The organism is Oleiagrimonas citrea, from assembly GCF_012395255.1.
In the GTDB taxonomy this organism is placed as follows: domain Bacteria; phylum Pseudomonadota; class Gammaproteobacteria; order Xanthomonadales; family Rhodanobacteraceae; genus Oleiagrimonas; species Oleiagrimonas citrea.
This window is the reverse complement of sequence record NZ_JAAZQD010000003.1, coordinates 298,148-321,730: the sequence shown is the minus strand read 5'-3', so window position 1 is coordinate 321,730 and position 23,583 is coordinate 298,148. Positions and strand designations below refer to the sequence as shown.

Genomic DNA, 23,583 nt, shown 5'->3' with positions numbered 1-23,583 from the left:
CCGGGGATGCGCCGACCGATCAGACGGTTTCGGTGACCTTGTTGAGGTACGGCGGCACGTCCGGGTCGTACCCGCGCGCCATGGACAACGCATTGGCCGCGCGATAGAAGCTCTGCACCGCCAGCAGCGGCGCGCACAGCGGATCGGCGGCGGGCACGATCGGCAAGGCATCGTCGTGGCGGTCGCCCGGCGCGGCGGTCCAGACCCGCGCGCCGCGCTCGCGGAATTCACGCGCCACGTCCAGCGCGCCGCGTAGCGTGCCGTCGTCCTGCGCCAGCATGAGCATCGGGAAATCGGCGCCGACCAGCGCCATCGGACCGTGCTTGACCTCGGCAGTGCTGAAGGCCTCGGCATGCAGGCAGCAGGTCTCCTTGAACTTCAAGGCCGATTCCTGCGCCGCGCCGTAGCCGTAGCCGCGCCCGAGCACGAACAGATTGCGGGCATCGCGCAGTCCTTCGACCAGCGGCGACCAGTCCTGCCGGAACGCCCTGCCCATGGCATCGGGCAGCGCAGTCAGTGCATCGTGCAGGGCCGCGTTGGCGCTCCAGTGCGCGGTGATGTGGAGGATCGCGGATAGCGTGCCCAGATAGCTCTTGGTCGCGGCGACGCTGCGTTCGGGACCGGCGCGCAGCGGAATCACCGTGTCGGCGATCTCCGCCAACGGCGAGTCCTCGACGTTGACCAGCGCGACCACGTGCGCGCCGGCCGAACGCGCCGCCTCGGCGTTGCGCAGCAGGTCCGGGCTCTTGCCCGATTGCGAGATGGCCACGAACAGCGCATCGCGAAGCTGCTGCGGTGCAGCGTATACCGACTCGACCGAGGGCGAGGCCGACGCGGTAACCAGACCGAGCCGCGTCTCGAACGCGTACTTGGCGAAGGTTGCTGCATGATCGGAGCTGCCCCGCGCACAGGTCACGATGAAGCGCGGCGGCGCAGCGCGTAGGCGCGTCGCCAGTTCGCGCACCACGGCGTCATTCTCGGCCAGCTGGCGCTCGATCACGCGCGGCGCCTCGGCGGCTTCCTGGTGCATCAAAGTCTGTTGCGGATTCGCGGCTTGCTCGTTCACGGCATCGATGTCCTCGATTCGGGCGCGCAGATGCGCGCGGCGACGCAGGCGGGCGTCGACGGATTCATGATTCACCCTGCAGTTCGGCGACGAAGTCGTAGGCATCGCCGCGGTACCAGGAGCGCGTGTACTCGACCAGGCGGCCGTCGGCAATGAAGGTGCGTCGTTCCAGCGCCAGACCGGCGCTGCCTTCGGGCACATCCAGCAGACGCGCCTGTTCGGCGTTGAAATTCACCGCGCGCAGGCGCTGCAGCGCGCGCACCGGACGGCAGCCGAGTTTCTCGAGCACTTCGTAGAGCGAGTCCTCGATCATCTCGGGATCGTTGACGATGTCGTGCGGAATGGCGCTACGCTCCACCGCCAGCGGTTCGTCCGAGCCGTAGCGCAGGCGGTACAGCCGCACCACCAGCGCGCCCGGCGAGAGATTGAGCGCCATGGCCTCTTCCGGCGTGACCTCGCCGACCTCGCGCTCCATGAACACCGAACGCGGATTCAACCCGCGCGCGCGAAGATCGCCGGTGAAGCTGGTCAGTTTCGACAGCGGCTTGACGATGCGCTCGGCGACGAACGTGCCCGCGCCGTGGCGCTGAGTCAGCACACCATCCTCGACCAGTCCGGCCAACGCCTTGCGCACGGTGACACGGGACAGTTCCAAGTGACGTGCCAATTCACGCTCGCTCGGCAACGCGTGGCCGGGGCCGAGCGCACCGCGTTCGACACTGGTGCGGATCGCACGGCGCAGGCGCAGATACGCCGGGGCGTGCGTGTCCTCGGCCTGACGCCGGTATTCATCGAGCAGAGCGCTTTCCATGCCAACCAAAATACCAGTGCAATACCAATCAAGCAACTGGTACAGCATGTAACCGTAACCAATCCGTAACTTGCGCCAAAGTGGTTTTGTAGTGGTATGCTAATCGCATGCATTCTTCCCACGAGGCGACTTCGTGAGCACCCATGCCAAGCCCGTTGCGGCCTTCGACCTGGTGATCTTCGGTGGAACCGGCGATCTGGCCATGCGCAAGCTGCTGCCCGCCCTGTTCCGCCGCTTTGCCGACGAGCAGATTCCCCTGCAGAGTCGCATCCTCGGCGTGGCCCGCGAGGACCAGGCCGACGGCGAATATCGCGACCGCGTGCGCGAGGCGCTGGAGAAAGCGGTCGGCGGCGACGACGCCCTCGGCGCGAAGATCGACGACTTCCTGGAACTGGTCAGCTACCACCCGCTGGACGCCACCAGCGACGACGGCTGGGACGACTTCGCACGCGAGCTGACCCGCATCGACGACCACGTGCGGGTGTTCTACCTGTCCACCAGTCCGCGCATCTTCGTCGACATCTGCGAACGCCTGCGCCAGCACGGCCTGAACGGCGATGGCGCACGCGTGGTCATCGAGAAGCCGATCGGCCACGATCTCGCCAGCGCGACCGAGATCAACGATGCCGTCGGCGCCGTGTTCGCGGAGAACCAGATCTTCCGCATCGACCACTACCTGGGCAAGGAAACGGTGCAGAACCTGCTGGCGCTGCGCTTCGCCAATGTCTTGTTCGAGCCGCTGTGGAATGCCGCGCACATCGACCATGTGCAGATCACCGTGGCCGAGACCGTCGGCGTCGAGCAGCGCGGCCCGTACTACGACACCGCCGGCGCACTGCGCGACATGGTGCAGAACCACTTGCTGCAGCTGCTGTGCATGGTAGCCATGGAGCCGCCCGCCTCGCTGGATTCGGATGCGGTGCGCGACGAGAAGCTCAAGGTCCTGCACACGCTGAAACCGATCAATGCGGAGAACGCCGCCCAGACCACCGTCCGCGGCCAGTACCGCGCCGGCGCAGCCAACGGCGGCTCGGCGCCGGGCTACCTCGAGGACCTGGGCCAGCCATCCTCCGACACCGAGACCTTCGTCGCGCTGAAGGCCCAGGTCTGCAACTGGCGCTGGGCCGGCGTGCCGTTCTACCTGCGCACGGGCAAGCGCATGCCCGACCGCGTGTCGGAGATTGTCATCCATTTCCGCGACATCCCCTACTCCATCTTCGAAGCCGGCAGCGGCGCGATCCGCGCCAACAAGCTGGTGCTGCGCCTGCAGCCGGACGAAGGCGTGAAGCTGTGGCTGATGGCCAAGTACCCCGGCCCCGGCGGCCTGCGCCTGCAGGCAGTGCCGCTGGACATGAGCTTCGCCGAGGCCTTCGGCGTGCAGCAGCCGGACGCGTATGAGCGCCTGCTGTTGGACGTGGTACGCGGCAATCTGACCCTGTTCATGCGCCGCGACGAGGTCGAGGCCGCATGGCGCTGGATCGACCCGATCCTGGCGGCCTGGGAAAACAGCAACAATTCGCCGCGTCCGTACGCCGCCGGCACCTGGGGACCGAGCGCATCGGTCGCCCTGATCGAGCGCGACGGACGCACCTGGCACGACGGAGACGGACAGTAGACCGCGATGAACACACACTCGCCGACACCGGATGCCACGCCCCCTGAGGGGAGCGCTGCCCTGTCGTGGCACACCAGCGAGCATGCCGAACAGCTGGCCCAGGCGCTGGCCGAAACCGTGGCGCGTGACCTGCGCGTCGCCATCGACGCGCGCGGCCAAGCCGGCATGGCGCTATCTGGCGGCAGCACGCCGAAACGCTTCATGGAGCAGCTCGCGCGCTGCGCGCTGGATTGGAGCAAGGTCGTCGTGACCCTGGTCGACGAACGCTGGGTGCCGCCGGAACATCCGCGCTCCAATGCCGGCCTGCTGCGCAAGCACCTGCTGCACGGACCGGCGGCCCAGGCGCAGTTCTTGCCGCTGTATGCACACGCACCGACGCCGGAGAACGGCCTGCCGCGCGTGGCGGCTCGCCTCGACGCGCTGGACCTGCCGCTGGACGTGGTCGTGCTCGGCATGGGCGAGGACGGCCATACCGCCTCCTTCTTCCCCGAAGGCGATCACCTGCGCCAGGCGCTGGACCCGAACGGCTCCGCGCGGGTACTGCCCATGCGTGCACCCGGCGCGGACGAACCGCGCATCACTCTGAGCCTTCCCGTCCTGGTCCAGGCGCGCGCCCTCTACCTGCTGATCGAGGGCGACGCCAAGCGCCGCGTGCTGGAACAGGCCATGGATGACGCGGAGCTGCCGATCGGCGCTGTGCTGCAGCACGCGCCCGACCTGCAGACCTACTGGTGCCCCTGACCCGATACCGAACCGCGCGCCGCACCGCCGACGCTGCGCGACACGCATGAAATGAGACACGCCATGAACCTGCATCCCGTTCTTCAAGAAGTCACTGAACGCATCGCCGAACGCAGCCGTCCCGGCCGCGCCGCCTACCTGGCACGTATCGACGCCGCGCGCGACAACGGCCCGAAACGCCGCCACCTTTCCTGCGGCAATCTCGCCCACGGTTTCGCCGCCTGCGGCACGCAGGACAAGGACGCGCTGCGCGGCGACGCCTCGCCCAACATCGGCATCGTTACCGCCTACAACGACATGCTGTCGGCGCATCAGCCGTACGAGCGCTATCCCGAACTGATCCGCCGCTTGGCGCGCGAAGCCGGCGCCACCGCACAGGTCGCCGGCGGCGTGCCGGCCATGTGCGACGGCATCACCCAGGGCCAGGCCGGCATGGAGTTGAGCCTGTTCTCGCGCGACGTGATCGCGCTCTCCGCCGCGGTGGCGCTTTCGCACGACATGTTCGACGCCGGCCTGTACCTGGGCATCTGCGACAAGATCGTGCCCGGCCTGCTGATCGCCGCATTGAGCTTCGGCCACTTGCCGGCGATCTTCGTGCCGTCCGGCCCGATGCCCAGCGGCCTGCCCAACGAGGAGAAATCCAAGGTCCGCCAGCAGTTCGCCGAGGGCAAAGCCACGCGCGAGCAGCTACTGGAGGCCGAGGCGAAGTCCTACCATTCGCCCGGCACCTGCACCTTCTACGGCACCGCCAATTCCAACCAGATGCTGATGGAGATGATGGGCCTGCACCTGCCCGGCTCCAGCTTCGTCAATCCGGACACGCCGCTGCGCGATGCGCTGACCGCCGCCACCGTGCAGCGCGCCGTTGCCATCAGCGCGCTGGGCGAGGACTACACGCCCGCCGGCCGCGTCATCGACGAGCGCAGCATCGTCAACGGCATCATCGGCCTCAACGCGACGGGCGGTTCGACCAACCACCTGCTGCACCTGGTCGCCATCGCCGCGGCCGCCGGCATCACGTTGACACTGGAAGACTTCGACGCCATCTCGCGCGTCACGCCGCTGCTGGCGCGCGTGTACCCGAACGGCTACGCCGACGTGAATCACTTCCACAGCGCCGGCGGCATGCCATTCCTGATCGGCTCGCTGCTCGACGCCGGCCTGCTGCACGAGGACGTCACCACCGTCTGGGGCGGCGGCATGCAGGCCTACCGCAAGATGCCGCAGCTCGACGCCGACGGCCAGCTGACCTGGGTCGATCCGGGCCAGAGCGGCAACACCAACATCCTGCGTCCGGCCAGCGAGCCGTTCCAGGCCGACGGCGGTCTGCGTGTGCTGCAGGGCAATCTCGGACGCTCGGTCATCAAGGTGTCCTCGGTGCCCGAGGACCGCCACGTGATCGAGGCGCCGGCAGTGATCTTCCACGACCAGAACGACGTGCGCGCCGCCTTCGAGCGCGGCGAGCTGGACCGCGACTTCGTCGCCGTGGTCCGCTTCCAGGGTCCGCGCGCCATCGGCATGCCGGAACTGCACAAGCTGACGCCGACGCTGGGCGTGCTGCAGGGCCGCGGTCACCGCGTGGCGCTGGTCACGGACGGTCGCATGTCCGGCGCGTCGGGCAAGATTCCGGCCGCCATCCATGTCAGCCCGGAAGCGGTCGACGCCGGCCCGCTGGGCAAGGTACGCGACGGCGACATGATTCGCCTCGACGCCGACGCCGGCACGCTCGACGCGCTGGTCGACGCCGACGAGTGGAACGCGCGCGACTTCGCGCATGCCGACCTGTCGGCCAGCCACAGCGGCCTCGGCCGCGAGCTGTTCGCACTAATGCGCAACGCCGTCGGCTCGGCCGACGCCGGCGCCGGCGTGTTCGGCGCGCCCGATGCGCATCACGCCGCCGACGCCTGATGCCCATTCCGATTTCGACACGACACGACGCCATGACCATGAACAACCGCATCGCCCAGCTCGAAGCCACCCTCACCCTCGGCCCCGTGGTGCCAGTAGTGGTGATCGAGGACGCCGCCCAGGCCGTGCCGCTGGCGCGCGCACTGGTCGCCGGCGGCGCACCGGCCATCGAAGTCACACTGCGCACGCCGGCGGCGCTCGACGCCATCCGCGCCATCGCCGCCGAAGTCGAAGGCGCGCACGTCGGCGCCGGCACCATCCTGAATCCCGCTGACCTGGACAACGCCGTCCAAGCCGGCGCCACTTTCATCGTCTCGCCCGGCAGCACACCCGCGTTGCTCGATGCCGCCGAGGAGCAGTCCGTCCCCCTGCTCCCCGGCGCCGCCAGCGCCAGCGAGGCGATGATTCTTCTCGAACGCGGCTACACACTGCAGAAATTCTTCCCCGCCGAAGCCGCCGGCGGCACGGCGATGCTGCGCTCGCTCGGCGGCCCGCTGCCGGGCATCCGCTTCTGCCCCACCGGCGGCGTCAGCACGAAGAACGCCCGCGACTACCTGTCGCTGTCCAACGTGATCTGCGTCGGCGGCTCCTGGCTGACCCCACGCGACCTCGTCGCCGCCGGCGACTGGAACGCCATCGAGCAGCTGGCGCGGGATGCAGCCACACTGCACTAGACAACGTGCGAAACCGCCAACAGCCGCATCGTCACACTGCCTGTGCAAACAGGAATCCAACGCCTTGATGCTCGCCGGGAAAGTCACTGGGTCCCAACTTCCGCCGGGATGACGCACCCGTATGAAAGATCGGCGTCAGCGCGGCGATGGGCACACCGGATGCGCGCGACCAACGCCTCTCGACAGACGCCCCAAGACTCGGAAAAACCACACGACCATCATTCCTGCGCAAGCAGGAATCCAGCGCCTGCTGCTCCCCGGGGAAGTCACTGGGTCCCGGCTTGCGCCGGGATGACGGAGGTAGGCAGCGTGTCGGCAGAGACGCAAGGGACATGCGCGCCGGAACGCACCGATCGGCCTGGCTACCGACTTATTTGCGCGGCCGCGGCGGCGCGGTGGAACCGCGCACTACCAGCTCGGGGCTGAAGCCCTCGTTGTGCACCTCGAAGCGGCCGTTCTTCTGCAACTGCGCGATCAACAGACGCGTGGCGTGCTGCGCGATCTCGTCGGTGGCCTGCCGCGCCGTGGTCAGCGCCGGCCAGGACTGCTTGGAAAACGGACTGTCCTCGAAGCCCGCAATCGACAGATCGTAGGGCACGTCCATGCCCGCCGACTTCGCCGCCGCCAGCACACCGGCCGCGATCTCGTCGTTGGAACCGAAGATCGCCGTCGGCGGCTCCTTCAGCGCCAGCAGCTTGCGCGCGCCGCGGAAACCGTCGTCGAAGGAATAGTCGCCCTTCACGACCAGCTTTCTGTCCTGCTCGATGCCGTAGTCCTTCAGCGCATCGGCGTAGCCCTTGTAGCGCTCCGGACTGGAACGATGCTCCTCGCCACCCCAGAGGAAGCCGATGCGGGTGTGCCCGAGCTGGATCAGATGTTCGGTAATGTCGTAGGCCGCATCGCGGTCGTCGATGAACACGCACGGATAGCCATCGTCCGGATCTTCGGCGGCCGACAGAATGCGCACGAAGTGCACCCCAGCCTTGGCCAGATGGCGAATCAGTTTCGGGTCTTCCGACATCGGCGGCGCCAGCACCAGCCCCGCCAGGCGCGAGCGATGCGCCAAATCCGTCAGTTCCTGCGCCAGCTTCGGCGCGGTGGAGTCGCAGGGATGAATCTGCAGGCCGAAACCCATCTCGCGACACACCGACAACGCGCCGTTCTGCACCGCGATGATGTAGTACGGATTCGGGTTGTCGTAGACCAGCCCCAACGCGAAGTTGCGCGCACCGCGAAGGCTGCGCGCGGACAGGTCCGGCTGATAGTTCAGCTCCTCGATGGCCTTTTGAACGCGCGCCCGCGTGTCGTCCTGGACCGACGCTTCGTGGTTGATCACGCGCGAAACCGTCTTCAGCGAGACCCCGGCGCGCTCGGCAACGTCTTTGATGGTGGCTGGCACCCGGACTCCTTATCGATGGTGATCGGGACACTGCTCCCGACGTCGGAACAGTGCCAGACGCAGTTTACTGCATGGTGTCCGCGGCCAACACGGGGGCCGTCTCCTGCTGGCCGACGCGATGCCCGCGCAGGCCGTAGAACAGGATGTACAAGTAGCCCGGCACCATCACCAGCAGGAATGCCAACTGGAAGTCGATGTGCTCCTTCAGATGCACGAAGACCTGCGGAATCAGCGCGCCGCCCATGATGCCCATGATGAGCAGCGCCGAACCGAACTCGGTGTGGCTGCCCAGCCGCTTGATCGCCAGCGGGAAGATCGCCGGCCACATCATCGCGTTGGCGAAGCCCAGCGCGGCGACGAAAGCCACCGACGCATAGCCCTGCGTCGCATAGGCGCCGAAGGCGAACAGCACGCCCAGCACCGCCGACACGGCCAGATAGCTCTGCTGCGAGATGAAGCGCGGGATCAGCACCAGTCCGGCCACGTAGCCGACCAGCATCGCCAGCATGGTGAACGAGGTGAAGTGCTTGACCGCATCCAGCGGCAGCCCCAGCGCCTGTCCGTAGATGCCAATGGCGTCGCCGGCCATCACCTCCATGCCGACGTAAATGAACAGGCACAGCACGCCCAACCACAGATGCGGGAAGCTGAAGATGCTGCGGCCGGCATGCGCCGCGTCCTCGCGGTTGTCGCCGGATGGCTTGATCTCCGGTAGCGACGAACGCACCACCCAGATCGCCAGCACGGCCATGATCGCGGCCATCACCATGTACGGCCAGTACACGCGCGACACGAACGCATCAAGCATCCGTGCGGCATCCTGCGGCGTCGGCGCGGCCTTCACCTTGGCTTCGAAGTCACCGATGCCACTGAGCACGAGCGCACCAAACACCAGCGGCGCGAGCGCGCCCGCGACCTTGTTGCAGATGCCCATGATCGCCACGCGCTGCGCCGCGCTATCGATAGGGCCGAGAATGCTGACGTAGGGATTGGAAGCGGTCTGCAGCAGGGACAGGCCCGCGCCGATCACGAACAACCCCACCAGCGCACCCGGATACATGCGCCAGTCGATGAACTGACCGAACAGCACCGCGCCGATCGCCATCACGAACAGCCCGAGCGCCATGCCCCGCTTCATGCCAGTGCGCTTGAGCACCGCCGCGCCGGGCAGCGCCCAGACGAAATACGACACGTAGAACGCCACCGGAATCAGGAACGCGCTGACGTCGTCCAGATTGAAGGCCAGCTTCACGAAGATCGTCAGCGGCCCGTTGAGCCAGGTGACGAAACCGAAGATGAAGAACAGCACGCCGATGATGAACATCGACATCGCGTAATGGCTGCCGCGGCCGCCCTGGACATTGCCCGTCATGAAATGCACTCCCCTCCCACGATCGGAATGTCCGATCTAGCCGCATCAGGATTAACGTTGTCATCGTGCGCCGTCAAGTGCTTTCGCCCTTCGAACGCGAAGAGCGGATCACTCCGTCGAACCCGACATGCCACGAAAACCCTTTCATGACTGGCCATGACCGGCAAAGCGAGCCTGATCCAGAGCGAAACCAGCCTGCTGAGCGAAACCGAATGATTCGCATCATCCCGCCGGGAAGCCCGACTTCATGACTCTCGAAGCACATGCTTGACAACGTTGTCATCATTCCGCAACACTCGGCCCACTCCGCGCATCATCAGCGATACGCGGCACACGCAAAGAGTCACGGGGAGGACATCGCGTGGGGCAATTTGCAAGCCAGCCGGTCATGCCAGCGGTGGACAACGCCGCCCGGGCCTTCATCGCGGCAGACGTCGGCGGCACCCATGCACGCATCGGCCTGGTGCGCGGCGGCAGCGAAAGCGGCCGTGTCGCCGTACTGGACTACCGCAAGTACGTCTGCGCCGAGCACGAGAGTCTCGACGCCATCCTGCGCGACTTCCTGTCGCGCCATGAGGATGCGGCGATCACGCACGGCGCCCTCGCCTGCGCCGGCTACGCCATCGACGGCGTCGTGGTCAACGACAACCTGCCGTGGCGAGTCGCAGTGAATGAACTGCGCGATGCGCTGGGCCTCGCCGACCTCTCGCTGATCAACGATTTCGAAGCCGTCGCCTACGCCACGCAGTACATCGAGCCATCGGCGACGCTGGCCCTGACCGACGCGCCGCTGCCCGAAAAAACCGGCCCGCAAGTCGTCGTGGGGCCGGGCACCGGACTGGGCTCGGCCGCCATCCTTCCGATGCAGCCCCAGCCGCTGGTGCTGCCCACGGAGGCCGGCCAGATTGCTCTGGCGCCGCGCGGAGAACTGGAGATCGGGATCCTCGGCGTGATGGAAAGCCGGTATCGCCACGTCTCCTACGAACATGTGCTGTCCGGCCCCGGCCTGCTGCGCCTCTATCAGGCGCTGTGCACGCTGCGCGCGATGCCCTGCAGACTGGAACGGCCCGAACAGATCACCGAGGCGGCGCTGCAAGGCAGCGATGACGAAGCAAGGCAGACGCTGGACGTGTTCTGCGCCCTGCTCGGCAGCTTCGTCGGCGACCTCGCCATGCTCTACGGCGCCAGCGGCGGCATCTGGCTGGCCGGCGGCATCCTGCCGCAGATCCGCAGTTATCTGGCACGCAGCACCTTCGTTGAACGCTTTCTCGACAAGGGCCGCATGCGCGCGTTCCTGCAACGCGTGCCGATTCGTTTGATGGAGCACGGCCAGCTCGGCGTCATCGGTGCCGCCGGCTGGTATCTCGATCACCAGGACGGGGGCTGAGCACCGGGTTCGTCCACTTGATTGGGACCGGCCGCGGAGACAGCCGTCGCGGGGGTCCGACAAAGCAGCAAAAAAACCACTTGGAGGGGAGATCATGAACCAGCGCAAGACCATCCTATCGGCGAGCATCCTGACGGCGCTGCTGCTGTCCGGACCCGCCCTGGCCCAGAACAGCGGTGCGCAGGGGGCGCAGACCGATGCATCGAGTCAGAGTGCGCAGCAGAAAGCCAAGAAGCACATCCAGGAGCTGCAGGCCGTCACGGTCGTCGGTATCCGCGATTCGGAAGCCGAGTCGCTGAACCTGAAGCGCGATGCCGTCTCCCATGTCGACGTGGTCACCGCCGAGGACATCGGCAAGCTGCCGGCGAAGAACGTCGCCGACACGCTGCAGCGCCTACCCGGCGTGAACATCAGCTCGGCCAGCGCCAGCGAGGGCGGCTTCGACGAGAATGATCGCGTCAGCCTGCGCGGCACCAACCCGAGCATGACCCAGACGCTGGTCAACGGTCATACCGTCGGTACCGGCGACTGGTTCGTGCTGAGCCAGACCCAGACCGTCGGCCGCAGCGTCAGCTACAGCCTGCTGCCGGCCGAAATCGTCAGCGAAGTCGTGGTGCACAAGAGCTCCGAGGCCAAACTGCAGGAAGGCGGCAGCGCCGGCACGGTCAACATCATCACCCGCACGCCGCTGCTGTTCGACAAGCCGGTCACCGTGCAGGCGTCCGTCGGCGGCGTGTATTCGGACCTGCCGGGCAAGACCAAGCCGCAGTTCAACGGCCTGTTCAACTGGAAGAACAGCGACAACACCTTCGGCATCATGGCGCAGGCGTTCTACGAGGAACGCAGTCTGGAACGCCAGGGACAGGAAGTGGTCGGCGGCTATAGCCAGATCGCGCCCGATTCGCAGGTCGCCATGGACCATCCCGACCTCGCCGGCGTGTACTACCCGAACCTGATCGGCGCCGTGCTGTTCACGCAGAAGCGCCAACGCAAGGGCGGCAGCATCGACATCGAGTGGAAGGCCAGCGACAACCTGAGCTTCAACCTCAACGGCTTCTATACCAAGCTCAAAGCCGACAACTACAACCGCAACTACATGATGTGGGCCAGCCAGTTCGTGCCCAGCGGCGCAGGACTGGCCAACGGCTACGTGGTCAAGAACAACGTGCTGCAGCAGTCCTACTTCGGACCGACCGGCAGCACGGTGCCGTACGGCGTCTACGACCAGATCTCGCGTCCCGGTGCATCCTCGAAGTCGAACTACCTGACCCTGGACGCCACCTGGAAAGCCAGCGAGAACCTGACCTTCAAGGGCCAGGTCGGCACCACCCACGGCGAAGGTTCCAGCCCGACCCAGGACGTGATCGAACTGGGCACGCAGGCCGGCGCCGGCGCCGCCTGGGGCATGCAGGGACTAGGCAAGCCGATCAACTGGACACTCGGTGGCGACAACAGCTCGCCTTCCGGCATCCTGCCCTCGGCTGGCTGGATCTTCGGCGAGAACGGCATCAACGCCAAGGACAAGGAGAATTGGGGCCAGATCGACGGCTCCCTGTACTTCGACGACGGCACCTTGTCCTCGCTGGACTTCGGCGTGCGCTATGCCGACCACACCCGCGAGAACCTGCGCAGCATCGCCCAGGGACCGAAGGGCGATTGGCAGAATCTGGCCAACTATCCAACCTCGTGGTCCAACTACCCGAGCGACTTCGGCAGTGACCTGGGCGGCATCCATCCGAACAACATCTGGTTCTACTCGCCGGCGCAGCTGGCCGCGTTCGACGCCAAGTACGCCAACCGCGATCCGGTCGCCCGCTTCTATTTCAACGACATCTACAAGGTCAACGAGAAGGACGGCGCGGCCTATCTGCAGGCCAACTTCCAGGGTGACCGCTGGAGCGGCAATGTCGGCGTGCGCTACGTGCACACCAAGGAGAACATCAGCTACAGCAGCACCAGCCCGCAGGAAGCGGACGTCACCGGGCCGATCACCGGCTCGCTGTTCGGCGACTACTACTGGAACACGTACAAGGGCAGCTACAACAAGTTCCTGCCCAGCGCCAACCTGAAGTTCAACATGACCGACAATCTGCTGGCGCGCTTCGCCGTGTCGCAGACCATGACCCGTCCTGACTATTCAGCGCTGGCCGGTTTCGTCTCGCTCGACGACCTGACCCACACCGGCAGCGGCGGCAACCCGCATCTGAAGCCGTTGATCTCGACCAACTTCGACGCCGCGCTGGAGTGGTACTTCGCGCCGCGCGGCCTGCTGTCGGCCGGCGTGTACAACATGTCGCTCAAGAACTACGTGAACTTCGGCACCGAGTCGCGCACGTACAAGGACATGCTGGCGAGCAACACCGCCGGACAGGATGTCTACAGCACCTACCTGGTCAGCGTGCCGCACAACGTCGACGGCAACGTGAAGGGCGTCGAACTCAATTACCAGCAGCCAATCGGCAAGTACTTCGGCTTCGCCGCCAACTACACCTACGCGGCGGCCCACACCGGCAACGGCAAGCCGCTGCAGGGCACCTCGAAGAACACCGCCAACGTGTCGGGCTACTTCGAGAACGACGTCTTCAATGCGCGCCTGAGCTACACCTACCGTTCGTCGTTCTATGACGGCGTCAGCCGCACCGACGCCTACTACCAGAGCGGCGTAGGCACGCTTTCGGCCTCGCTCGGGTACACCATCAACCAGTGGCTGTCGCTATCGCTGGATGCGATGAACCTGAACAACCCGAAGCTGAAGTACTACACCGTCAACGACGCCTACGGGAAGCAGCCGTACGCGTTCTACGTCAACGGCCGCCAGTACTACCTCAACCTCCGTTTCAAGTTCTGAGGCATCGTGACCTCCCCCGCGGGCCCGGACATGCATGCCGGGCCCGTCTTTTTTCTTCAGTGCCGGCGGCCGTTCACGCCGCCGGCCATTCCAGTGCCCGCCATGCGATGCACGATCGCGGACGCCTGACCGGGAGTGACGTCATGCCGCCGAAACCGCCACGCCTGGCCTCTGTCGACGCGCTGCGCGGCTGCACCGTGGCCGCGATGCTGCTGGTCAACGATCCCGGCGACTGGAGCCATGTGTTCGCACCGCTCGAACACGCTGCCTGGAACGGCTGCACGCCGACCGATCTGATCTTTCCCTTCTTCCTGTTCGTCATGGGCGTGTCCGTGGCTCTGGCGCTCCTGCCTCGCCTGGAGCGCGGCGATGCACCCGCGGCCCTGCGCAACGCGGCGCTCTGGCGCGCGCTGCGCATCGTGCTGCTCGGGCTGGCGATCAACGCGCTGGCCGCATGGCTGATGCCGCACCGCGACATGCGCTGGCCCGGCGTGCTGCAACGCATCGGCGTGTGCTTCGCCGGCACCGCGCTGCTGGCGCTGTATGCGCGCCCGCGCATCTGGTGGTGCGTCATCGCGGCACTGCTGATCGGCTATGCCGCCCTGCTAATGCTCGGCGGATCGCTGGCGCCGTGGGTCAACATCGTCAGCCGCACCGACAGCGCCGTGTTCGGACACTACTTGTGGAGCATCGACCCGGCGACCGGCCGCGGCCACGACCCCGAAGGCTTGCTCAGTACCCTGCCCGCCTTCGCCACCAGCCTGTTCGGCTTGTGTGCGGGTGCCTGGCTGCGTGCACGACGCATCCGTCCGCTGCTTGTGCTGGCCATCGCCTGCCTGACACTGGGCTGGCTGGCATCGTGGTGGCTGCCGTTCAACAAGAATCTGTGGACGCCATCCTTCACGCTGTGGACGGCGGGCTGGGCGACGCTGGCCCTGCTTGGGTTTCACCTCGCCATCGACACGCGCGGCTGGCCGGCGTGGGGACGACGCTTCGGCGTCAACGCGATCGCCGCCTACGCCGGCTCCGAGCTGATGCAGATCCTGCTGCCGGCACTGGGCTGGCAGACGCCGATCTACCGATACGGTTTCGCCGACTGGATCGCGCCACTGGCCGGACCGCGCATGGCCTCGCTCGCGTTCGCCGTGGCGTTCACGGCGCTGTGGTGGCTGATCGTGTGGACCATGGACCGCCGCCGGCTATACCTGAAACTTTGACCGGACCGGGGCATGCCGCATGATGACGGACGCACGGACCGCAACCGCACGGCGCACCGCGCCAGGAGAACCAGACTGATGACGCGTGGAATCCATCTGCCGCTGCTCGCCGCCCTGCTCCTGTCCTGCGCCGCCCGGACGGCTGCCGCACCGCCCGCTGCTTCACCCTGGTCGGTCATCCCGCGCCCTGCGCGGATGCAGCCCGCCGCGCACGGCCAGGTGCGCATCGCCGACGGCGCGACTGTGGCCGTGACGCCCGACACCTCGGCCACGCGCGCCATTGCGCGGCAGCTCATCGCACGGATCGCGCACACGCGCGGCCTGCATCTGCGCCTGGCTGCGCGCGCCGATCCGCGCGCCGCCATCGCCCTGCAACTGGCCCGGGACGCCGAAGTCACCGGCGACTCCGGGTACCGCCTGCGCATCGGCGACGGTCACGTGCACATCCAGGCGCGCGCACCGAAGGGCCTCTTCTACGGCAGCGTGACGCTGTGGCAACTGCTCACGCAGACGCCCGGCGCACATGGACCCGCGACGCTCGCCGACGGCCTCATCATCGACCATCCGCGCTTCGCCTGGCGCGGCCTGATGCTGGATTCGGCGCGGCATTTCCAGTCCGTCGCCGATATCAAGAAGCTGATCGACTGGATGGCGCTGCACAAGCTCGACGTGCTGCACTGGCACCTGACCGACGACCAGGGCTGGCGCCTGCAGATCAAGCGTTATCCCGAACTGACTCGCATCGGCGCCTGCCGCAAGGCGGTCGGCCCCGACGCCGCGCTCACCGGCAGTCCGGACAAGCCCTACTGCGGCTTCTACACCCAGGCCCAGGTGCGCGACCTCGTGCGCTACGCGCAGCAGCGCTTCGTCACCATCGTTCCCGAGATCGAGATCCCCGGCCACGCGCAGGCGGCCATCGCCAGCTACCCGGAACTGGGCGTCACCGGCCAGCGTCCGCCGGTGTCCACCAACTGGGGCATCAACACCTGGCTGTACGCACCGAACCAGCACAGCCTGAAATTCCTCGAGAACGTGCTCGACGAGGTGATGGCGCTGTTCCCGTCCAAATACATCCACGTCGGCGGCGACGAGGCGGCCAAGGACCAGTGGCAGGCCTCGCCCGCCGTGCAGGCGCAGATGAAGAAACTCGGCCTGAAGGACGAGAACGCCCTGCAGGGCTGGATGATCGGAAAGATCGGCGCCTACCTCGACGCGCACCACCGCCGCCTGATCGGCTGGGACGAGATTCTCGAAGGCGGCGTGCCCGCCGACGCCACGGTGATGTCCTGGCGCGGCGTGAAGGGCGCCATCGAAGCCGCCCACGCCGGCCACGACGTGGTGTTGTCGCCCTCGCCCGTGCTGTACCTCGATCACTTGCAGAGCGACGCGCCCGACGAACCCGCCGGCCGCCCGCAGGTCGAAAGCCTGAAGGACATCTACGACTTCAACCCGATCCCGGACGCCATCGACGCGTCGCAGGCGCGCCACGTGCTTGGCGCGCAGCTCGACCTGTGGACCGAGTACATGCCGACGTTCGCCCGCGACCAGCACGCAATTTTCCCGCGGCTGGCAGCGCTGGCCGAAGTCGTCTGGTCACCCGCCGACAGCCACGACTGGAGCGACTTCCTGCACCGCATGCCGGCACAACTGGCCCGCTACCGCGCGCTGGGTATCGACTACGCCGACAGCGCATGGGCGCCGCGCTTCGCGCTTTCTGCTGGCAGCGATGGAACCATCGACGTCGCCCTATCCAACCAGACCGGCCAGGGCGCGATCCACTACACCACGGACGGCCACATGCCGACGGCCCAATCGAGACGCTACGACGCACCGCTGTCGCTGCCCGGGCACGCCGCCACTACGCTGCGCGCCGCCACCTTCGCCGACGACGGCTTCCGCCTCGCCGCGCCGCGTACCCGGCGGATCGACGAAACCGCCCTGCGCACCCGCCGCAGCGACCAACTCGACACCTGCACCCACAAGATCGTGCTGCGTATCGAGGACGACCGCCCGCTGCACGGCCCGCGTCCGTTCTACCAGATGGACATCAACGACATGTGCTGGCTCTGGAAGCAGGCCCCGACCGCCGGCATGCGCCACCTCGCCGTGACCGTCGGCAACCTGCCGTGGAACTACGCGCTGTGGAAGGACGCCGCCGGCGTGATCAAGCGCCCGACCGCGGCACCTCACGGCGCGCTCGAAGTACACCGCGACACCTGCGACGGACCGCGCATCGCACGCATGCCGCTGGCCGCAGCCGCCAGGACCAAGCTGCAAACCACCCTGCATGCCGAACTGCCGCCCCTGACCGGCGCGCACGACCTTTGTTTCATCGCCACCGGCGACCCGACACAGGGACTGTGGGCCATCGGCAACGTGAAACTGTCTCCCTGAACGACCGCACGCGCGACGCGGTCGAACCCGTTGCCACGCTTCACTGCATCACCGTTTCCGTTTTGCGCGCTCGGGCCGCTAGAATGCCCGCGATCTGCACAGGGCCCCGTAGCTCAGCTGGATAGAGCATTCGCCTCCTAAGCGAAAGGTCGCAGGTTCGAATCCTGCCGGGGTCGCCACGTCCGCCTGCCGGGCGCGTTTGCACGCTTCTGATAGAATGTTCGTTTTGCGCGGGGCATCCCCGCCGTCAACGACGCAGGAGCACGTATGTCGCACGAGATTCTGAAGGCCCTCGGCCTTTCCGACGTCAATTCAGGCACCTACCTGGGCAACGGCGAGTGGTCGACGGATACCAGCGCCGGTCTGATCGAGGTGACCAACCCCTCGACCGGCGAGGTCATCGCCAAGGTGCACGGCACCAGCGCGGCCGACTACGAGACCATCGTCGAGCGCGCCCGCGAAGCCTTCCAGACCTGGCGCACCACACCCGCCCCGCAGCGTGGCGAAGCCGTGCGCCTGTGCGGCGAGGCCCTGCGCAAGTACAAGGACGAACTCGGTTCGCTGGTCAGCCTGGAGAACGGCAAGATCAAGCCCGAGGGCGACGGCGAAGTGCAGGAGATGATCGACATCGCCGACTTCGCGGTCGGCCAGAGCCGCATGATGTACGGCCTGACCATGCATTCGGAGCGTCCGGGTCACCGCATGTACGAGCAGTGGCATCCGCTGGGCGTGGTCGGCATCATCTCGGCCTTCAACTTCCCGGTCGCGGTGTGGGCGTGGAACGCCATGCTGGCCGCTGCCTGCGGCGACATCTGCATCTGGAAGCCGTCGCCGAAGACCCCGCTGACCGCCATCGCCACCATGAAGATCTGCAACGAGGCGCTCAAGGCCGGCGGCTTCCCGGAGATCTTCTACCTGTTCAATGACGGCAGCAACGAGCTGGCGCAGACCTTCGTCGACGACAAGCGCATCGACCTGGTCAGCTTCACCGGTTCGTGCGCGGTCGGCCGCAAGGTCGGCGTGCGCGTGGCCGAGCGCATGGGCCGCTCGCTGCTGGAACTGGGCGGCAACAACGCCATGATCGTGGACGAGACCGCCGACCTGAAGCTGGCCATCCCGGCCATCGCCTTCGGCGCCGTCGGCACCGCGGGTCAGCGCTGCACCAGCACGCGCCGCCTGATCGTGCACGAATCCATTGCCCAGGAAGTCACCGAAAAGCTGGTCAAGGCCTACAAGCAGATCGAGAGCAAGATCGGCGATCCGACCGACCCGGCCACGCTGATGGGTCCGCTGATCGACGAAAGCTCGGTCGAGCGCTTCACCAAGGCACTGGACGCGGCCAAGACGGCCGGCGGCACCGTCGCCACGGGCGGCGAGAAGCTGGATCGTCCCGGCAACTTCGTGACCCCGGCCATCGTCACCGGCCTGCCCGGTGACGCCGAAATCGTCCGCACCGAGACCTTCGCCCCGATCCTGTACGTGATCCCGTACAGCGACCTGGACGACGCCATCGCGCTGCAGAACAGCGTGCCGCAGGGCCTGTCCAGCGCGTTCTTCACGCTGAACATGCGCAACGCCGAGCGTTTCCTGTCCGCGACCGGTTCGGACTGCGGCATCGCCAACGTCAACATCGGCACCTCCGGCGCCGAGATCGGCGGCGCGTTCGGCGGCGAGAAGGAAACCGGCGGCGGCCGCGAGTCCGGCTCCGACGCATGGCGCGCCTACATGCGCCGTCAGACCAACACCATCAACTGGTCGTCGGAACTGCCGCTGGCGCAGGGCATCAAGTTCGAGATCTGATCGAACTGTCCATGCACGGCATCGAGGGGAGTCGGACACGCGTCCGGCTCCCCTTTTTCATGCCTTCGCCATGCAGGCGTCCTACAATGCCGGATTGGACAGTACGGACTTCGGAGTTCCCATGCGCACCACCTTCGACTTTTCTAGCTACCGTGTGCTGGTAGCTGGCGGCAGCAAGGGCATCGGCCGCAGCATCGCCCTGGCCTTCGCCCAGGCGGGCGCGGCGGTGTCGGTCTGTGCGCGCGGCGAACAGGCGCTGGCCGAGGTCGACGGCGCGCTCAGCGCCCACGGCGGCACGGTGCATACCGAATCCTGCGACCTCGGCGACGCCCAGGCCGTGCAGGGCTGGATCGAGAATGCCGCGCAGACGCTCGGCGGCATCGACGTGCTGGTCAACAACGCCAGCGGCTACGGCTTCGACGACGACGACGACGCCAGTTGGGAAGCCGACTTCCGCATCGACCTGATGGCCGCCGTGCGCGCCTCGCGCCACGCGCTGCCTTTCCTGCGCAAGTCGGAACACCCTTGCATCCTGCACACCAGTTCCATCGCGGCGATGAACCCGCGCCCCAAGGGCGCGTGCTACGCGGCGCTGAAGGCGGCCGTCAGTCATTACACGACCTCGCAAGCCAAGGCGCTGGCGCCCGAGCGCATCCGGGTCAACGCCATCGCGCCCGGCTCGATCGAGTTCCCGGGCGGCCTGTGGGACGACGTGCGCCGCAACGATCCCGAACGCTACGCCGCGACGCTGGCGCGCATTCCGTTCGGCGCCTACGGCCGTCCCGAAGATATCGCGCAGGCGGCCCTATTCCTGGCCTCGCCGATGGCCGCCTGGATCACCGGCCAGATCCTCGCCGTGGACGGCGGCCAGTCGCTGAACGGCTGAAGCCGTGACGACGACCCGCTAAGCTGCCCCGAACCCGGACCGGACCGAAACCATGAATCCGTACGAACTGTTCCGCCCGCTGCTGTTCGCGCTGAACCCGGAAGCCGCGCACGGCCTGGGTTTGTATGCGCTTGGCGTGGCGCAGCGCAGCGGCTTCGCGCACCGCATCGCGCCGCCGCCGAAAGACCTGCCGGTACGTGCATTCGGCATCGACTTTCCCAATCCGGTCGGCTTGGCCGCCGGTCTGGACAAGAATGCCGAACACCTCGATGCCCTGGGTGCGTTGGGCTTCGGTTCTATCGAGGTCGGCACGGTGACGCCACGTGCCCAGGCCGGTAACCCGAAACCGCGGCTGTTCCGCCTGCCGGAACACGAGGCGATCATCAACCGGATGGGCTTTAACAACGCCGGCATCGACGCGCTGGTGCGCAATGTCGAGCAGTCCCGGTACGACGGCGTACTCGGCATCAATATCGGCAAGAACCGCGACACGCCCAACGAGCAGGCGGTGAACGACTACCTGCACGGCCTGCGCCGCGCCTACGGTCTGGCGTCGTACATCACGGTCAACATCTCCTCGCCCAACACCAAGGGCCTGCGCGATCTGCAACAGGACACCCAGCTGGAAGCCTTCATCGGCCGCCTGCGCGAAGAGCAGGAGCTGCTGGGCAGCCAGCACGACGCGCGCAAGCCGATGCTGCTGAAGATTGCGCCGGATCTGGACGACAAGGAACTCGACGCCATGGCCGCCGTGCTCGAGAAGAGCGGCATCGACGGCGTCATCTGCACCAACACCACGCTGGATCGCAGCGGTGTGCAGGGCGCGCCGCATGCCGACGAAGCGGGCGGTCTGTCCGGTCGCCCACTGCGGGCCGCCGCCGACCGCGTGCTTCAGGGCATGCGTGCACGGCTGCCCGAACGCATCCCACTGATCGGCGTCGGCGGCATCCTCGACGGCGACGCTGCGGCTGGCAAGATCAGTGCGGGTGCGGCCCTGGTGCAGATCTACTCCGGCATGATCTACCGCGGCCCGGGGCTGCTCGGCGAATGCGTCGAGGAAATCCGCCGCCAGCACCACGCCGACACCGAATAAGGACACCCATGCATAGCATGAACCCCGCCGTCGACATGGGCGGCTACCGCGTCACCGAGAACGCTTCGCTGGCATCGCGCAACACGCTGCGCGTGGACGTGCGCGCCGACTGGCTGCTGGAACTGACCGATGCCGCGCGCCTGCCCGACGTGCTGGCGCTGCCCGCCATCACCTCGACGCCGCTGCTGGTGCTCGGCGAAGGCAGCAACATCCTGTTCGCGGACGACTTCCATGGCGCGGTGCTGGCGATGGCCACGCGCGGCGTGCACGTGGAGGAAGACGGCGACGTCGCGCGCATCGCGGTCGCCGCCGGCGAGCGCTGGGACGACTTCGTGCGCTGGTCGCTGAGCCAGGGCTTCGCCGGGCTGGAGAACCTGATCCTGATCCCGGGCACGGTCGGCGCCGCGCCGATCCAGAACATCGGCGCCTACGGCGTCGAAGTAGCCGAATTCATCGAAGCCGTGGAAGCCTGGGACCGCACCACCCGGAAGGTCGTATCGCTGGACCGGACCGCCTGCGCCTTCGCCTATCGCGACTCGCTGTTCAAACGCGAGCCGGACCGCTACATCGTCACCGCCGTCCGCTTCGCCCTGCCGCGCAAGCGCGAACTGCGACTCGACTACGCCGGCATCGGCGATCAGCTCAAGCGCATGGGCATCGTCACGCCCACGCCGTTCCACGTCGCCGAAGCGGTGGTGCATCTGCGCACCCGCAAGCTGCCCGACCCGGCCGTCATCGGCAACGCCGGCAGCTTCTTCAAGAACCCGCAGGTGGATACCGAAACCGCCGCGGCGCTCAAGCGTGACCATCCCGACATGCCGCAGTGGCCGATTGCCGACGACGCCGTGAAGCTGTCGGCCGCATGGCTGATTGAATCCTGCGGTTTCAAGGGCTTGCGCGAAGAAGATGCGGGCATCTCGAACCGGCATGCCCTGGTGCTCGTCAACCATGGCCGCGCGCGCGGCGATCAGCTGTGGGCGCTGGCGCAGAAGGTCCGCCGTGGCGTGGAGGAACGCTTCGGCATCCTGCTGCATCCCGAGCCGAAGGTCATCGGCGCATCCATCGACACATGACCATCCAGGCCCGGGGATTGGGCTGATGCGGACGCGCCGGCTCGGGTAGCATGCGTGGCGGCATGTGTACCCGACACGTCATGACCGATGCACAACGCTGCGCCTCTCCCGCCGGAACCCGCCCATGCACTTCGACATCCAGCTGCGCTTCCAGCCCTCGCCCGCCTTCATCGGCATCCTGGCGGACATGAACGAGCGCTACGCCGACTGGACCGACGGCTCCTACGACTGGGCCAACCAGACCGAGGATTTCCTGGCCACCCCCGCTGCACTGCCGGATTTCGACGAGTCCCTGCTGCAGACGCCACTGAGCAAGCGCGCCGTTAACGACACGCTGCAGATCGCCATCGCCCTGCTGTCGGGCAACTACCCGCTAGTGCGTGACTACCTCAAGGACACCCGATTCGCCTTCGTCATCGGCTACCCGCGCAGCGGCGGCAGTTACCTGACCAAGGAGCTGCTGCGCACGATCGGACTGGAACACACCCATGTCTCCGAAGCGCTCGCGCACGACGGTTTCCCGGACCTTCGTGAAACCTGGTACGACTGGGCCGGCGACCGCCCCTACTACCATCTGCAGCACTCGGTCTTCGAGGTCGCCGAATTCCTGGTAATTGCGCATCTGTATTACCAGCGTCGGACCGCAAAGCGCGAGGACGGTCTCTGGCTGGTCCCGAAGAAGATGCACAAGATGGTTGCCTGGGCCGGCAGCTTCAAGATGCTGCTCGGCCAGGGGCGCGCCGACTACATTATGACGGTGCGTCACCCGGTTCCGGCCTGTATCTCCATCTACGAAAAGGGCGGCGGACTTCCCGCGGATGGCCTGTTCCCGATGGCCGCGCCGCGCAGCGCCATCGAGCACTGGGTCATCAACGACCTCATGCACCTGGGCCACAGCGCGCAGGAAATCGCCCGAATGCCCTACATCGATGCCGTCTTGACCAGCTGGAGCCAGTTCCACCTGCGCATGGCCGGTTCCGGGCTGTTCCTCGGCGACCGCAATGAAATACGCATCGTGCCGTACGGCAAATCCGAGCTGGAGACGGTGGTGCGTGACTACCGTGCGGCATGGAGCAGCGACGGCGGTGCCCCTGAACCCGTACATGTCCACGACAAGGCCGCGCAACACCCGGACTGGATCGCCAGAGGCGATGCCGCAGTGGACGCCGTGGCCCGGGCCTGGGCGTCGCTCGGTCTGCCATTTCCGAAGTTGTCGCTGCGCTGACCTTCGCCACTATTCAAGTCCTCCATCGCCGCCTCGTGAGTCAGTGCGTTTTCCCGCCGCGGGCAGACCACGAA

Annotated in this window: 17 protein-coding genes and 1 tRNA gene; 14 read left to right on the top strand and 4 right to left on the bottom strand. The window is 66.9% G+C overall.

What is annotated here, in order from left to right; translation table 11 throughout:
- Nucleotides 1-19: 19 nt before the first annotated feature.
- Both HF690_RS08565 and HF690_RS08560 read right to left on the bottom strand, forming a co-directional pair.
- Nucleotides 20-1,030 (bottom strand): SIS domain-containing protein, encoded by a 1,011-nt coding sequence (locus HF690_RS08565; RefSeq protein ID WP_113065078.1) that lies wholly within the window; start codon nt 1,028-1,030, stop codon nt 20-22.
- Nucleotides 1,031-1,130: 100 nt separating this feature from the next.
- On the bottom strand, nt 1,131-1,877 hold the full coding sequence (locus HF690_RS08560; protein ID WP_168609142.1) for a GntR family transcriptional regulator: 747 nt from the start codon (nt 1,875-1,877) through the stop codon (nt 1,131-1,133).
- Nucleotides 1,878-2,010: 133 nt separating this feature from the next.
- On the opposite strand from HF690_RS08560, the gene zwf reads away from it, so the two are divergent.
- From zwf to HF690_RS08540, 4 genes are all read left to right on the top strand, one after another.
- Entirely contained in the window at nt 2,011-3,492 is a 1,482-nt protein-coding gene (zwf, locus tag HF690_RS08555) for a glucose-6-phosphate dehydrogenase (RefSeq protein WP_113064679.1), read from the top strand.
- Between the two features lie 6 nt (nt 3,493-3,498).
- The gene (gene pgl, locus HF690_RS08550; protein WP_168609141.1) at nt 3,499-4,233 is read left to right on the top strand and encodes a 6-phosphogluconolactonase; all 735 of its coding nucleotides are present in this window, start codon (nt 3,499-3,501) and stop codon (nt 4,231-4,233) included.
- A 63-nt stretch (nt 4,234-4,296) separates the two neighbouring features.
- On the top strand, nt 4,297-6,141 hold the full coding sequence (gene edd / locus HF690_RS08545; protein ID WP_168609140.1) for a phosphogluconate dehydratase: 1,845 nt from the start codon (nt 4,297-4,299) through the stop codon (nt 6,139-6,141).
- 38 nt (nt 6,142-6,179) lie between these two features.
- Nucleotides 6,180-6,815: a bifunctional 4-hydroxy-2-oxoglutarate aldolase/2-dehydro-3-deoxy-phosphogluconate aldolase gene (locus HF690_RS08540; protein WP_168609331.1), complete on the top strand. Its 636-nt coding sequence runs from the start codon at nt 6,180-6,182 to the stop codon at nt 6,813-6,815.
- Nucleotides 6,816-7,185: 370 nt separating this feature from the next.
- Here the strand turns inward: HF690_RS08540 and HF690_RS08535 are convergent, their stop codons facing one another.
- Nucleotides 7,186-8,214, bottom strand: coding sequence for a LacI family DNA-binding transcriptional regulator (locus HF690_RS08535; protein WP_113064675.1), 1,029 nt, complete (start codon nt 8,212-8,214; stop codon nt 7,186-7,188).
- A 64-nt stretch (nt 8,215-8,278) separates the two neighbouring features.
- Nucleotides 8,279-9,586: a sugar MFS transporter gene (locus HF690_RS08530; protein ID WP_168609139.1), complete on the bottom strand. Its 1,308-nt coding sequence runs from the start codon at nt 9,584-9,586 to the stop codon at nt 8,279-8,281.
- A 388-nt stretch (nt 9,587-9,974) separates the two neighbouring features.
- Between HF690_RS08530 and glk the strand changes: the two genes are divergently transcribed.
- From glk to HF690_RS08480, 10 genes are all read left to right on the top strand, one after another.
- Entirely contained in the window at nt 9,975-10,973 is a 999-nt protein-coding gene (gene glk, locus HF690_RS08525; protein ID WP_168609330.1) for a glucokinase, read from the top strand.
- 94 nt (nt 10,974-11,067) lie between these two features.
- The gene (locus HF690_RS08520; RefSeq protein WP_168609138.1) at nt 11,068-13,821 is read left to right on the top strand and encodes a TonB-dependent receptor; all 2,754 of its coding nucleotides are present in this window, start codon (nt 11,068-11,070) and stop codon (nt 13,819-13,821) included.
- Between the two features lie 143 nt (nt 13,822-13,964).
- On the top strand, nt 13,965-15,038 hold the full coding sequence (locus HF690_RS08515) for an acyltransferase family protein (protein WP_168609137.1): 1,074 nt from the start codon (nt 13,965-13,967) through the stop codon (nt 15,036-15,038).
- Between the two features lie 78 nt (nt 15,039-15,116).
- Nucleotides 15,117-17,432, top strand: coding sequence for a beta-N-acetylhexosaminidase (locus HF690_RS08510; protein WP_168609136.1), 2,316 nt, complete (start codon nt 15,117-15,119; stop codon nt 17,430-17,432).
- Between the two features lie 102 nt (nt 17,433-17,534).
- Nucleotides 17,535-17,611: transfer RNA gene (locus tag HF690_RS08505), tRNA-Arg, on the top strand.
- An 88-nt stretch (nt 17,612-17,699) separates the two neighbouring features.
- Nucleotides 17,700-19,232 carry an L-piperidine-6-carboxylate dehydrogenase gene (gene amaB, locus HF690_RS08500; protein ID WP_168609135.1) on the top strand — a complete coding sequence of 511 codons (1,533 nt, stop codon included), beginning with the start codon at nt 17,700-17,702 and terminating at the stop codon, nt 19,230-19,232.
- 121 nt (nt 19,233-19,353) lie between these two features.
- On the top strand, nt 19,354-20,118 hold the full coding sequence (locus tag HF690_RS08495) for an SDR family NAD(P)-dependent oxidoreductase (protein ID WP_168609134.1): 765 nt from the start codon (nt 19,354-19,356) through the stop codon (nt 20,116-20,118).
- 52 nt (nt 20,119-20,170) lie between these two features.
- Entirely contained in the window at nt 20,171-21,211 is a 1,041-nt protein-coding gene (locus HF690_RS08490; RefSeq protein WP_168609133.1) for a quinone-dependent dihydroorotate dehydrogenase, read from the top strand.
- 35 nt (nt 21,212-21,246) lie between these two features.
- Complete coding sequence (gene murB / locus HF690_RS08485; RefSeq protein WP_168609329.1) at nt 21,247-22,284, top strand: UDP-N-acetylmuramate dehydrogenase; 1,038 nt, start codon at nt 21,247-21,249, stop codon at nt 22,282-22,284.
- Between the two features lie 124 nt (nt 22,285-22,408).
- Entirely contained in the window at nt 22,409-23,509 is a 1,101-nt protein-coding gene (locus HF690_RS08480; RefSeq protein WP_168609132.1) for a hypothetical protein, read from the top strand.
- Nucleotides 23,510-23,583 lie beyond the last annotated feature (74 nt).